This is a genomic window from Pseudomonas sp. FDAARGOS_380, assembly GCF_002591235.1.
Lineage (GTDB): Bacteria > Pseudomonadota > Gammaproteobacteria > Pseudomonadales > Pseudomonadaceae > Aquipseudomonas > Aquipseudomonas salmasensis.
In genome coordinates this window covers 2,955,001-2,968,723 of sequence record NZ_CP023969.1, presented here as the reverse complement: position 1 = coordinate 2,968,723, position 13,723 = coordinate 2,955,001, and the positions used below count along the sequence as shown (strand labels likewise).

General features: G+C 61.6%; 6 protein-coding genes, 2 rRNA genes and 1 pseudogene (1 of these 9 cut by a window edge). 1 reads left to right on the top strand and 8 read right to left on the bottom strand.

Annotated features, from left to right (window positions below):
- The first annotated feature begins 126 nt into the window (after positions 1 to 126).
- Positions 127 to 1,074: a LysR family transcriptional regulator gene (locus CRN80_RS13955; protein WP_098950367.1), complete on the top strand. Its 948-nt coding sequence runs from the start codon at positions 127 to 129 to the stop codon at positions 1,072 to 1,074.
- A 126-nt stretch (positions 1,075 to 1,200) separates the two neighbouring features.
- On the opposite strand, the gene CRN80_RS13950 is transcribed toward CRN80_RS13955, so the two are convergent.
- From CRN80_RS13950 to CRN80_RS13915, 8 genes and pseudogenes are all read right to left on the bottom strand, one after another.
- Positions 1,201 to 1,689 (bottom strand): OmpA family protein, encoded by a 489-nt coding sequence (locus CRN80_RS13950; RefSeq protein ID WP_032895308.1) that lies wholly within the window; start codon positions 1,687 to 1,689, stop codon positions 1,201 to 1,203.
- 5 nt (positions 1,690 to 1,694) lie between these two features.
- Positions 1,695 to 2,957: a diguanylate cyclase domain-containing protein gene (locus tag CRN80_RS13945; protein ID WP_098950366.1), complete on the bottom strand. Its 1,263-nt coding sequence runs from the start codon at positions 2,955 to 2,957 to the stop codon at positions 1,695 to 1,697.
- Positions 2,954 to 3,503, bottom strand: a pseudogene (locus tag CRN80_RS13940) (YfiR family protein). Before CRN80_RS13940 ends, CRN80_RS13945 begins: the two are co-directional and overlap by 4 nt.
- Before the next feature lie 141 nt (positions 3,504 to 3,644).
- Positions 3,645 to 5,714, bottom strand: a complete 2,070-nt coding sequence (gene recD / locus CRN80_RS13935) for an exodeoxyribonuclease V subunit alpha (RefSeq protein ID WP_098950365.1) — start codon at positions 5,712 to 5,714, stop codon at positions 3,645 to 3,647.
- On the bottom strand, positions 5,711 to 9,382 hold the full coding sequence (gene recB, locus CRN80_RS13930) for an exodeoxyribonuclease V subunit beta (protein ID WP_098950364.1): 3,672 nt from the start codon (positions 9,380 to 9,382) through the stop codon (positions 5,711 to 5,713). The genes recD and recB overlap by 4 nt, the downstream gene beginning before the upstream one ends.
- A complete protein-coding gene (recC, locus tag CRN80_RS13925) occupies positions 9,379 to 12,831 on the bottom strand; it encodes an exodeoxyribonuclease V subunit gamma (RefSeq protein ID WP_098950363.1) in 3,453 nt (1,150 codons plus the stop codon). Before recC ends, recB begins: the two co-directional genes overlap by 4 nt.
- Positions 12,832 to 12,991: 160 nt before the next feature.
- Positions 12,992 to 13,107: ribosomal RNA gene (gene rrf / locus CRN80_RS13920) — 5S ribosomal RNA — on the bottom strand.
- 158 nt (positions 13,108 to 13,265) lie between these two features.
- Positions 13,266 to 13,723 (bottom strand): 23S ribosomal RNA (locus CRN80_RS13915) (it continues 2,434 nt past the right edge of the window).

The window sequence follows — 13,723 nt, the reverse complement described above, 5'->3', positions numbered from 1 at the left end:
CTCCAACTCTTATATTTATACAGAGACAAGGCGCGTGAATCGCCTTGAAGAATGAGGCGTTCGGACTGTTTTTGGAGTATAGATGTGCAAATCTCTAATAAGAACGCACATAAAAGCCGGTCCAATATGCAAAAAAACATCACCTCCCTGGGCGCCCTGAATTGGGATGACCTGAAGTTTTTCCTCGAAGTGGCCCGCACCCGCAAGGCCAGCGTCGCCGCCAAGCGCCTGGCGGTGGACTACACCACCGTGTCGCGGCGCATCAGCTCTCTGGAAGTGTCCCTCGGTACGCTGCTGTTCGAAAAATCCCGGACCAACGGCTTCGTGCTCACCAGCGAAGGCCAGCGGTTGCTGGGTTACGCCGAATCCATTGAAAGCACGCTGCACCTGGCCTGCGAACAGGTGTCCGGCTCCGGCGTGGCGCTGTCGGGCCATGTGCGCATGGGCTGCACCGAAGGCTTCGGCAGTTTTTTCGTCACCCCGCAACTGAGCCATTTCGTCGACACTTATCCTGCGATCTCGGTGGACATCCTGCCCCTGCCCCACTTCATCAGCCTGTCCAAGCGCGAAGCCGACATCGTCATCGCCTTGGAACGCCCGGAACACGGGCCGTATGTGTGCTGCAAACTGTGCGACTACAAGTTGCAGCTGTATGCCACCCAGGACTACCTCGACCAACACCCGCCGATCGGCAAACCTGCGGATTTGGCCGAGCATCCGTTTATCAGCTATGTGGATGATTTGGCCTTCAGCTCGGAGTTGCTGTACCTGGCCAATGTGGTGCCCGGCGCCAGCGCCAGCCTGCGCAGTACCAGCGTGATCGCGCAGTACGTGGCGGCCCAGCAAGGCCGGTCGATGGCGATATTGCCATGCTTCCTGGCCGCGCAGGACCCGCGCTTGCTGCCGGTGCTGGGAGAGCAGATTACGATTACGCGGCAGTTCTGGATGTATTGCCGGGAGGATTTGAGGAAGTTGAAGCGGATTACGTTGTTGTGGGATTACATTCGAGAGGTAACAGAGCAGAACCGAGGGTTGTTGATGGGAGAGACGAGGGAAATGCGGTTTGCAGACTAATGTGGGAGCTGGCTTGCCTGCGATAGCGGTGTATCAGCAGAAGCTATATCTACAGATCAACCGCCATCGCAGGCAAGCCAGCTCCCACATTTTGAATGCATTTCAGCTTGGGGAAGATGAACCCGCTTAGTCTGCGATCACAACGATGGAGACCCGGCGATTCTCGGTGCGGCCTGCTGGGGTCGTGTTCGACGCCACCGGCTCGCTGCTGCCCAGGCCGCGCAGTTGGATGTTTTCTTCTTTCATGCCCACGCGGGTGAGCACCTTGCCCACGCTTTTGGCGCGGCGCAGGGACAGGGCCACGTTGTAGGGCTCTTTGCCGGAGGCGTCGGTGTGGCCGTCAACGCGCACGCGCTCGATGCCGGCGCCAACCAGGGCGCTACCGATGCGTTCGACGATGTCGGTGCTGGGTTTGTTGAGGGTTTCGACGTCGCTGCCAAACAGCACTTTGCCGGACAGGCCGAAGGCCCAGCCTTCATCGGTCAGCTCGAAACCTTGTTGCTTGAGCACGGCGACTTGCGCCGGGGTCAGGCCTTTGGGTGGCGTCTGGCAGCCGCTGAGGGCCAGGAAGGCCACGAGCAAAGAAATAAATAAAACGCGTGTGTTAGCGAACAAGGGAATCAACTCCTGTGTTGAACGTTGGCGACGGAGTGCTCCGACTCCGCCGTTTGCTGGCCGCCCGAGGACAGTCGTTTGGCCTGGTACATCGCCGCGTCGGCGGCGTTGAGCAAGGTGCCGGGTGTGGCGCCATGCTCGGGATAAATCGCAATGCCAATACTGAGGGAGGTCAACACCTGGGTGTCTCCAGGCAGTGGAATCGGCATGTCCATGCTGGCAATGATTTTGTCGGCGATGCGCTGGGCGTCTTCGGCCTTGTGCAGGGGCGCCAGCAATACCGCGAATTCATCACCACCCAGGCGCGCCACAAGATCGTCTTCGCGCAGTTGCGCCCGCACGCGGTCGGCAACGGCCACCAGCACGGCGTCGCCGGCGGCATGGCCAAAGCGGTCGTTGATGTCTTTGAAGCGGTCGCTGTCGAGGAACAGCACCGCCACCCGCTCGTTGACCTTGGCCGCGCTGCGCAAGGCGCGGATCAGCCGGCCTTCGAAGAATGCACGGTTGGGCAGGCCGGTGAGGCTGTCGTGGCTGGCCTGGTGGGCCAGGGTTTCGTTTTCGCTTTGCAGGTGAGTCTGCCAGGCGCCCATCTCGCCGAGCAGGGCATTGAAGTCGCTGCCCAGGCTGTCGAGTTCGGCGATCTCTGCCGGGGGCACACGGCGGTCAAAGTCACGCTCGCTGCGAGCGGCATGGGCCACGGTGGCGAGGCTTTGCAGCGGCCCGGTAATACCGTCCAGCAGGCGTCGCGACAAGTGCAAGGCCACCCATGCACTCAGGGCGGTGCAAATCAGAATCCCCGCCAGGCCACTTAGCAAGAAGCGCAGCAGGCTACCGCCATGCCCAGTCAGGTGGATACTCCCGACCGTTTGCCCTTGATGGAGAATCGGTTGGTTGATGGGCTGCTCGAGCAAGGCACGCGCCAGCTGAAGCTCAACCTGCGACAACATGCCAGTGTTCGGCCGCACCCATTGCGCCAGCAGTTTGCCTTCATCGTCGAAGACTTCGGCCTGGGCAACTTCTTCGGTGGAGGCGATCAGGCTCAAGGCTTCGGTGGCCGCCGAACTGTCGTTGAACACCACGGCCGCTTCCACGGTGTAGTTGATGGAGCGTGCGATCAAATGCAAGTTATGCTCGGCGTAAACGCGTAACGCCAGCACGCCGAGCAAAGTCAGGGAGACGCTGGCCAGGGTCACCGCCACCAGCGCCAGGATCATATGCCCCCGGCCAATGACCGAGCGCAGAGTCGGCCGCCCTTTAGTAAACCTCATGGCGCAGGCGCTCGACGGCGGGACAGTTGCAGTACGCTGGGGTGAATGCGCACGCCGCTGCGCGCGACAGAGTCCAGGTTGACTTCGAACGATACTTGCTCATCGCTCACCCGCAGGCAAAACAGGCTGCCTACGTTCGCTGATGCTGAGCACCGGGTGGCCAATCAACGACGTGAACAGCCGGTTGCGTTCATCCATGCTCAGCTTGCCGATGTAGACCGCGTCGCAGGCACTGACGATATCGGGATGGTCGGACAGCAAACGGCGCACCGACACCGGACGGCCAGTGGCCTGTGTGGTGCCCTTGATCAGGTCGTCGGTGTACTGGGTGGGCCCGACGATGCACAAGCGCAACGTCTGCGGCTCAACCGGCCAACGGGCGTAGCTGAGGATGCCGAGCACCACTTGGGTGACGGCCTGGGCACGGTGCTCGGCCAGGCTGGGCGTCTGCGCAAATACGCGCGGCGCAAGCAGGCACAGCACCGTCACCAGTAACAGGCGTCTCCAACTCATACTGCGCACTTTGGGCGAGACAGCCACGTTCATGCAGCGATACTCTCAAGGGTTTTCAGGGTGATGCCGCAACGATAGCACAGCGGCGGACATCCCCACGAAGCACAGCATTCGAGGGGTTCGCTATTTTTTCAGAAAAATCAGACGTCTGAATGAGAAATATTGCCTGACCTATCAGTCATTTTTTTCAGACAGATGGTCCAACTCCAACATCAATCCACTTAGGCGCTTGACCTTGCGCCGCACCGCTTCCTCAAACACGCCGCCCCGGGGCTCGATCAGGCTGAACCAGCGCTTGGCACGGGTGATACCGGTATAGATCAGCTCTTTGGTCAGCACCGGGTTGAGGGCATCCGGCAGGATCAGCGCGGTGTGAGTGAACTCCGAGCCCTGGGATTTGTGCACGGTCATGGCGTACACGGTTTCCACATCATTCAAGCGGCTGGGCAATACAAAGCGCACGCCGCCCTGGCCATCGTTACGTGGAAAGGCCACCCGCAGCACGTGGGGGCCGCCATCGCTTTCGGGCAATTTCAGCGCGATGCCGATGTCGCCGTTCATCAGGCCCAGGCCGTAGTCATTGCGGGTCATCAGCACGGGGCGGCCTTCGTACCACTGCTCGTCACCCTCGATCAGGCGGACTTTGCGCAACGCGGCGGTGATGCGCAGGTTGAGCCCTTCGACGCCCCAGGGGCCTTTGCGCACCGCGCACAGCAGCTGAAACGCGTCGAAGGCGTGCAGCAATTGTTGCGCCCAAGCGGTCCAGGCTGGATCGTCACGCGGTGTATCGGCAGAGGGACGCGCCGATTGCAGCAGGTTCAGGTAGTAGCGGTAACCCTGGGCGCCATCGCCCTGCCCATCCAATACCAGGCGCTCAAGGGCGTGGTCATGTTCGCCCTTGAGGCTGACACAAAACAGGTCGTCGTGGCGGCCTGCGGCCAGCAGCTGGCGAGCCTCTTCAGCGTTTTGCTGGTTGACCCAACGCGCCAGTTGGCCGATACCGCTACCCTCACCGAAGCGGCGCGAATAGCGCAGCATCACCACTTGCTGGGCCAGGGGATGGCTGCCATCGAGGTCCTCTTGCAGGCCGCTGCTGCTGAGGTCTTCACCGCTGACGGCTTGCAACCAGTGGCGAGTCTGCGGGCTGTACCAGCCAGCTTCGGCATCGCGGCACAAATCGCCGAGTACGGCCCCCGCTTCTACCGAGGCCAGTTGGTCCTTGTCGCCCAGCAATACCAGGCGTGCGTGGGGCGGCAGAGCGTCGAGCAGGTTGGCCATCATTTCCAGGTCGATCATAGAGGCTTCGTCCACCACCAGCACATCCAAGGGCAACGGGTTGCCCAGGTGATGACGAAAATGCCGAGTGCCCGGGCGGCTGCCCAACAAGCGGTGGACCGTGGTGACCTGGGTCGGGATTTTTTCCCGCACGTTGTCGGGCACTGTCAGTGACAGCACTTGCTGGCTGATGGATTCGGTCAGGCGGGCAGCGGCTTTACCGGTGGGCGCGGCCAGGCGGATGCGCAACGGGCTGCCGGACTCCACGGCGGGCGCCTGCAACAGCGCGAGCAGGCGCACCACGGTGGTGGTCTTGCCGGTACCGGGGCCGCCGGTGACGATGCTGAAGGCGCCGCGGGTCGCCAGGGCGCAGGCGAGCTTTTGCCAGTCAATCACTCCATCGGGCGCCGGCTGGTCGAACAGGCGATTGAGCCGTTGCGGCAGGTCGGCGGCGGCGTCTTCCACGCTGGCCAGGCGCAGGCGCAGGGCGTGGTCGATACGCCGCTCGTAGGTCCAGTAACGGCGCAGGTACAGACGCTTGCCGGACAACACCAACGGGCGGCTGCTGGCCTCCTCACTGCCATCGACGGCCAGCGCGACCAACGGGCTTGAAGCCAGGGCATGGCACCAATGGCCGCCATCCAGGCCGTGCAGCAACTGCGAGGGTAGCAGCATGGCGCCGGTGTGTAGGTCGCCTTCGGGTGGCAGTGACAGGGCGAAATCCGGCGCCTTGAGGGTTTCGAACACATCCAGACAGACGTGGCCATGCCCCAGTTGATGGCTGGTCAAGGCCGCCGCCAGCAGCACCAGCGGATCGGCGTTTGGGTCCAGCTCGTACAGGAAGCCGACGAAGGCTTTGTCCAAGGCCCGCAGCCAACCCCGCTCGACCCAACGCGCAAGCAACTGCAGCAGGTCGGCGGCGCGATCAAGCGGCAAAAGCGCCTCCAGCGGTAACGGCGACAGGCTCATAACAACACTCCTTGTTCCCAGGCGGGCTCAACCTTGGGCGGGATGGGCTTGCCCTGGAACAACAGGTCCAGGCTTTCGATCAACTCACGGGGCGGGCGGGTGAAATACGCGCCCTGGCTCACCGACTGGCTACCGCGCAGGAACAAGTAAAGGGCACCGCCGACGTGCTGGTCATAATCGTAATGCGGCAGGCGCGCCTTGAGTTGGCGGTGCAGGGCCAGCAGGTAAAGTACGTATTGCAGGTCGTACCGATGCTCGAGGATCGAGTGTTCCATGGCGTCCTGGGTGTAGGCCGAGTCGTCTGGGCCAAGCCAATTGGATTTGTAGTCGGCCACGTAGTAACGGCCATCGTGCTCGAACGTCAGGTCGATAAAGCCTTTGAACATGCCGTTGAGCAGGACGGGCTCGGCGGCCACGCGGGACACGCCGCCATGGGTGTGCTGGCACACCAGTTTGTCGAGGGCGAGCACGTCGACGGTGTGACTGGCGAACCAGAATTCCATCTCGATCTGGTACTGCTGCAGGCCGCTGAGGGTGAAGCGGTCGTTGTGCAGCGGCAGCGGCGTTTGCAGCAGGTGCTCCAGCCAGCCGCTGAGAGTGACGATCCAGCCTTCCCAGTTGCGGCGGTTGCAGCGTGCGCCCACGGCTTTTTCGATCGCCTCCGGGGTCACGTTGAAACCTTCTTCACCGGCCCATTCCAACAAGCCGTGAAGGAAGGTGCCTGGGTTGGGACCGCGTGGGAAACGGTGAATATCCCCACCGGACGCGACCGTTTCCCGAGGGGCATCGGGGTCGAGGCGTTCGTCATCGAACAGCTTCTGGGCCTGTGGGCTTTCGGGCGCTTCAAGGCTGGCGGCGCTCATGCTGTCGCCGATGCGCAAGGCGCTGTAGGAGGCAATCCACCAGTTTTCCGCGGCCTTGCGTACAGGCAGCAATGGCGCGAGCAGGGTCGCTTGATTGCGCGGCGGATGGAACAAGACGTCTTGGGCGTCGGGCACAAGGTCATAACCGATGGCCGCGCAGCCTTGCTGCAAGTCCAACAACCAGCGCGCCAGACCCGCTGATTCGCCCAACGACGCGCCGGCTCCCAGCAGATAGCCCAGCGCTGAGAGGTGCAAGACCGAGCTGCTATTATTGCCGCGTTTGAGGTCAGCGATGCCCAGCCAGCAGGCATGTTTGGCGCGGGTCAAGGCCACGTAGAACAAACGCAGGTCTTCAGCCAGGCGCTCGTCATCGGCTTGGGCGATCAGCTCGGCCGTAGGTCGTAGGCTAACCTGGGACTTGCCCTGTTCATCGTGGTAATGCAGCGGCAAGCGACTGCCATCCACGGGCTTGGCCGAACAGATGAACGGCAAGAACACCAAGTCGTATTCCAGGCCCTTGGATTTGTGGATGGTCACCACTTTGACCAGTTGCTCATCGCTTTCCAGGCGCAGGATCTGTTCTTCACCGGCCTGCCCCGACAGCGCCAGATGCTCGGCCAAATGACGGATCAACGCCTGCTCGCCATCCAGCTCCGACGCGGCCTGTTGCAACAATTCACTGAGGTGCAACAGGTTGGTCAGCACCCGCTCGCCATCACTGCGGGCGATGAGGGTTTGCGGTAGCTTGAAGTCGTGGAGCAGGCGCCGCAGCATCGGCAACACGCCTTGGGTACGCCAGATGGCACGGTAGCCACGGAACTGCATCACCCGCGATTCCCACGCCAGTTCGTCCTGGTTCAGACGTTCCAGCTCCGCCAGGGACAGGTTCAGGGTGACGCAGGCCAGGGCCGCCCTTAATGGCCGTTCGACGTCCGGCTCGGCGCACGCCTTGAGCCAGGCCAGCAGGTCATGGGCTTCCTGGGCGGCAAACACCGAGTCTTTATCCGACAGGTACACACTGCGCACGCCACGGCTGGCCAGTTCGGCACGTACGGCTTGGGCTTCCTTGCCGTCGCGCACAAGGATGGCGATGTCTGACGGCAACACGCCCTTCAAGCGCCCCGCTTTGACAAAACCTGCGCTGCCTTGCTGGCCACCATTGAGCAACGCAACAATCTGCGTGGCGCAGGCGGCGGCCAGGTGTTGACGATAAACCGCGTTGGAAATCGGCTGGTCGGTGGGCAGGTGCCAAAGGTTCATGGCCGGCAGCGTATGGCCGTCGACCTGCAACTGCTCGCTACGGCCTTGGGACAGTACCGAATGGAAAGGCACCGGGTTGTCGCCATCGGGTTGGCGAAACAGAAACGCACCACGGCCGGTTTCGGCACGCTGGAACACATGGTTCACCGCCTCGACCATCGCATGGCTGGAGCGGAAGTTGGTGCCCAGGGTGTGATGGCGGCCGGTGGTGGCCTGCCGGGCGCGCAGGTAGGTGTAGATGTCGGCGCCGCGAAAGGCGTAGATCGCCTGCTTGGGGTCGCCGATCAAGAACAGGCCGCTGTCGAGGTGGTTTTCCTCGATGCGGTAGATGCTGTCGAAGATGCTGTATTGCACTGGGTCGGTGTCTTGGAATTCATCGATCAGGGCCACCGGGAATTGCTCGCGGATCACACTGGCCAGGCGCTCGCCGCCGTCTGCCTGGAGGGCGGCGTTGAGGCGGATCAGCATGTCGTCAAACCCCATCTCGGCGCGGCGACGTTTCTCTTCTTCGAAGCGTTTGCCAACCCAGCCGGCAGCGTGTTGCAGCACCGCGGCGTCAGGCGTTGGCAAGGCGTCGAGGCTGGCTTTGAGGCCGGCCATGGCTTGGATGCCGGGGTGCTGCGGCGGCTCGCCTTTCCAGGCTTCGGCCATGCCATCGGGCGTCAGGCGGGTGAAGCCGGTGCCGATATCCAGTTGTTCCAGGGTTTCGTCAGCGGCCCAGGCGCTGATCTTTTCGAACCAGGGCTCGAAGTAACGCGCTTGCATCTTGCGCCCATCGACCGCTTTGGCGGCGACGGCTTGCAGGCAGATATCCCGCAACTCGGCGGCCCATTGTTGCCAGGGCGCCTTGAGGGTAACCAGCGCGGTGCGGCGTTCTTGCAGGCAGGCGCTGATCAGTTCGGCTGGCTCGCGGGTTTCGTCGGTGGGCCGCTCGCTGCCGAACAATGCACGCACCCGTGGCATCAGGGCCGCGGGGCCGCCCCAATTATTGCGCACCCAGTTGAGGGCATCGTCATGCATTGGGTAGCAGAACAAGCGCCAGTAGTCGCGCAGCACTTCGCCCAGCAGGTCGCTATGGTCGGTTTCCAGGGTTTGTGTGAACAGGCTGCCACTGTCGAACGCGTGTTCGCGCAGCATGCGCTGGCACCAACTGTGGATCGTCGAAACCGCCGCTTCATCCATCCATTGCGCGGCGATGTCCAGGCGATTGGCACAGGCCGGCCATTGCTGCGGATCATAGTGCTCGCGCAGGTCGGCAATCAGCGTATCGGGCTGTTCGATTTCGTCACGGAAGAAGCGCGCGGCTTCGGCCAGGCGGATGCGAATGCGTTCTCGCAGCTCTTTGGTGGCAGCGTCGGTGAACGTCACCACGAGGATTTGCGGTGGCAGCAGCTCGCGGCCGAAACCGGATTCATCGCCGCCATGGCCGAGCACCAGGCGCAGGTATAAGGCGGAGATGGTGAAGGTCTTGCCGGTGCCGGCACTGGCTTCAATCAACTGGCTGCCTTTGAGCGGGAACGCCAGGGCCAAGGGTTTGCCGATCATGCGTTGGCCTCCGTGCTGGAAAGCGATCGCCAGGGGGCGTTCATCAGCGGGCGATACAGGGTTTCGCACCAGCCTTCGAATTCTTCGCTGGCGACCAACGCCGCGTAGTCGGGAAATTGCCGCGTGAGGGCGGGCGTTTCGCGGCGTTCGCCGTCAGTGGTGATGCCATCGCCTTCATAGGCTTTGCTCGCAGTCGCTTGGGCCTTGGCGGGGTCAGTCTGGCCGAGCCAGGCGAACGCGGTTTTCACTGCGACCGGTAGCGGCGCACTCATGCCCGTGTGCCAGGCCAAAAGCAGGTTGCCGAGGATGTCCTCGGCGCTGGCCTTGTCCAGCGGGGCCAACAACAAGGTGTCGTCACTGGCTACCAGACCGGTGCTCAAGGGCAGGCCACAGGCGCAGGCCACCACGTGATTGACCCAGGGGCGGATGAGGCGATGCCACTTGCGTGTCTTGATTGAGCCGATGCTATTGGGGATGGTGGTGACACTCAACAGTCCGCCATCACTGCGTCGGTGCAGGCCGCTGATCCAACCTTCGAGCTGGATGCCCTGGTACGCAAAGCTTATCGGTTCAGCCCCGGTATGCGGGGTGGGCCACAGCGCCAGAAGGTGTTGGTAGCGTTGCACCAGGTCCGGCAACGGCTCGATCAGCTCGTTACGCAGGCATTCACCGAAACCCACCATCGGCAGCAGGCCGCTGCCTTGCAGGCGCAGGGCCTGGGCGTTGAGCGCCTGATCAAGCTGATCGGGTTGAGTAAGCGCCGCGTTCAACAGGCTGTCGCTGAGGTTGTAACGTTGCAACGCGTCCAGCACGAAGGGTTCTTCGTCAGCCAGGGGCACTTCGGCGGCTTCGAAGAATACTTTCAGGCGCTGGCTGAAGAAGTGTTTGACCGGATTGCGCAGGAAGTCCTGTAACTGGCCAAGGCTCAGGGGTTCTTCCTGTTGGTGAGGGGCCAAGCCTTGCTCTTGGGTGATGACCGCCGGTGCCTGATGCAGCAATTGCCATTCGCGGGCATAGCTGAACAGCGGGTCACCTTCGTGGAAGTAGCGGGCGCTGAAGGGTTGCAGCGGGTGCTCCTGGGTCATTGCGTCGATCAGCGGCTGATCGTCGCTGGTGTGCTGCCAGCCGCTGGCCAAGTGGTCGCGCAGTTGGCCGATCAGCACCGAGGCCGGGCGATCACTGTTGTCACGGATGCTGCGGCCTACCCAGCTGATATACAGCTGGTCACGGGCCGACAGCAGCGCTTCGAGCAGTAAGTAGCGGTCGTCTTCGCGGCGAGAACGGTCGCCGGGGCGGTAATCACTGCCCATCAGGTCAAAATCCAGGGGTGGCTGGGCCCGCGGGTAATCGCCGTCGTTCATGCCCAGCAGGCAAACCAGCTTGAACGGGATCGCGCGCATGGGCATCAGCGTACAAAAATTGACCGCTCCCGCCAGGAAGCGCTGGGACAGGCGCCCCTGATCCAATCCGGCCAGCCATGCCTCACGTACTACCGTGAGGGGTAACTCGTCTTGCAAGCCGACGGACTCGCAAGTTTCCAGCCAGGTTTCTCTTAACTGCTCGAGCTGGCCGAGCAGGTAGTCATCGTGCTCGCTGCTGGGCAGGAAAAACAGCTGCATCAAGCGCTGTAGACGCTCGCCCCAGGCTTGCGGCGAGGCGGCTTCCGATAACGCTTGATGGGCATCGTTCAAGGCGTCAAGCAAGGCGACCAGCGGGCCGATCAAGGCCGCATCGAGGCCACCGATTTCGTCATAAGGCTCAATACCGTCGCAGGCCGAGCCAGTGCCGACGGCATAGCCCAGCAGCATACGGCGCAGGCCGAATCGCCAACTGTTTTGCTCCAGTTCCGTGGGCAGGCCTAAACCGGCGCGTTGCTCGGCATTCAGGCCCCAGCGGATGCCGGCGCCTTCGATCCAGCGATGCAAGGTGGGCAGATCACGCTCTTTGATGGCGAAGCGTTCGCGCAAGGCGGGGACGTCAAGCAGGTCGAGGATTTCGCTGACAGGGAAGCGGCTGTCGGGAAGTTTGAGCAAGTGCTCGACGGCGATCAACAGCGGGTCGCGACCGCGTTGGCCTTGGTCTGTGAGGGTGAAGGGGATGAAGCGTGGGTCATGGCGTTCGAGCTGGCCGAAGACCGCGCGAATATGCGGCGCGTAGCTGTCGACGTCGGGGACCATGACGATGATGTCCCGAGGACGCAGTGTGGGGTCAGCGCTGAAGCGATGAAGTAATTGGTCGTGGAGGATTTCCACTTCGCGCTGGGCGCTGTGGGCGATATGGAAACGGATCGAAGTATCGCGTTGCAAGTCGACAGCGGGCCACCGTTCACGGGTTTCATTCAACGGTCGCAGTTCGAGGATATCGTCCTGGAGTTGGTTGAGTAGCGTGGTGGGTTCGCTGTCGCTGAACAGGTCGATACGACCGTCGCGGAATGCCGCACGGTAGCTGTTGGGGTCATCGTAGCTGTCCAGCAAACTGATGTAATCACGGCCCTGCTTGCCCCAGGCAGCAAGCAGCGGATGGGCGTGCTGGTGCAAGGTTTGTGGGTCGATAGTGACGGGCATGCCCGCTTTGCGCGCCTGGCGTTTGTATTCGTTACGCAATAAGTCTTTGTCGGCGACGATGTCCGACCAATGATGGCGGCAGGGGTTATGCACGCAGAGCAGGACTTGGCTGAAACGGGCCAGGCCCGCCAAGGCTTCCAGCGCCTGGGCCGGCAGCGATGAGATGCCGAAGACAATCACCCGGGGAGGCAAGCCGGGAGGTGCTTGTTCAAGGCTGTTGATGCGCTCGATGAAGCGCTGATGAACGCCGGCCCGGCTTTCGGCCATGCCTGCTTCACCTACATCCAACAGCAGCGCGCGCCATAGCTCGGCTTGCCAACAGTTGGCTGGGTTGAGCGGTTTGGACTCGCCTCGACCATTGCGCAGTTGGTGCCGGCCTGCGGCCCAATCTTCCAGCCAGTCAGCACGGTAGACCTGGTATTGGTCGAACAAGTCAGCCAGGCGCTCGGCGAGTTGGTAGCGTTTGCGCAGATCGGTATCTTGCGTCAGGAAGCGTTGCAGCGGCTCGAAGTGCGGTTGATCGATCAGCTCGGGTAACAGGCGCATGAGGCGCCAGGTCAGCGGGGCTTTATCAAGCAGGGACTTGGGCGGGATCTCATCACGGCCCAAGACCATGCGATAAAGCTGCCACATAAAGCTGCCAGGCAGTTGCACGTCGATGGCTGCGGCAATGCCACAGCCGCCCATATCATCGGCTTGCGGGTCTTCGGCCAAGGCCAGCTTGAGCCATTGGGCAATGCCGTTGCTTTGTACCAGGGCGATTTCGTTTTCCAAAGGCGCCAGTGGGTAACGGCGCATCCAACTGACCACCAGGCTTCGCAGCTCGTCCAGGCGGTTGCCATGAACCACCATGAATCCAGGGCTGAGGGACGTCGCGTCCGGCATAACGGCTTCCTTGGGAAAAGCAAAATCGAGGGATGGACTTTAGCACTGTGGTGCACGGGGCGGACACAGGACGAACAGGTGTACGGGGACAAGGTGGACACTTTTCGAGCGCCCAAGACAAAACCCCAACTGCTTTCGCAATTGGGGTTTTGGAATTTAATCTTGACGATGACCTACTCTCACATGGGGAAACCCCACACTACCATCGGCGATGCATCGTTTCACTGCTGAGTTCGGGATGGGATCAGGTGGTTCCAATGCTCTATGGTCGTCAAGAAATTCGGGTACTGAGTCGCGGCCAGTTGGCCTCGCTTCAGCAAATTGGGTACGTGATAGATCTCGGTGTTTTGTGAGCGTCGAACTTTCGGTTCATTTTCGTCTTCACACACCGCAATCTGATGCTCGTTAGAGTAGTCAAATTGCTTGGGTGTTATATGGTCAAGCCTCACGGGCAATTAGTATTGGTTAGCTCAACGCCTCACAGCGCTTACACACCCAACCTATCAACGTCGTAGTCTTCGACGGCCCTTCAGGGAACTCAAGGTTCCAGTGAGATCTCATCTTGAGGCTAGTTTCCCGCTTAGATGCTTTCAGCGGTTATCTATTCCGAACATAGCTACCCGGCAATGCCACTGGCGTGACAACCGGAACACCAGAGGTTCGTCCACTCCGGTCCTCTCGTACTAGGAGCAGCCCCTCTCAAATCTCAAACGTCCACGGCAGATAGGGACCGAACTGTCTCACGACGTTCTAAACCCAGCTCGCGTACCACTTTAAATGGCGAACAGCCATACCCTTGGGACCGGCTTCAGCCCCAGGATGTGATGAGCCGACATCGAGGTGCCAAACACCGCCGTCGATATGAACTCTTGGGCGGTATCAGCCTGTTATC

Bases quoted from the DNA above. Each gene is read 5' to 3' on its own strand.
- CRN80_RS13955 (WP_098950367.1), top strand. From the start codon at position 127: ATGCAAAAAAACATCACCTCCCTGGGCGCCCTGAATTGGGATGACCTG.
- recB (WP_098950364.1), bottom strand. From the start codon at position 9,382: ATGATCGGCAAACCCTTGGCCCTGGCGTTCCCGCTCAAAGGCAGCCAG.
- CRN80_RS13945 (WP_098950366.1), bottom strand. From the start codon at position 2,957: ATGAGGTTTACTAAAGGGCGGCCGACTCTGCGCTCGGTCATTGGCCGG.
- recC (WP_098950363.1), bottom strand. From the start codon at position 12,831: ATGCCGGACGCGACGTCCCTCAGCCCTGGATTCATGGTGGTTCATGGC.
- recD (WP_098950365.1), bottom strand. From the start codon at position 5,714: ATGAGCCTGTCGCCGTTACCGCTGGAGGCGCTTTTGCCGCTTGATCGC.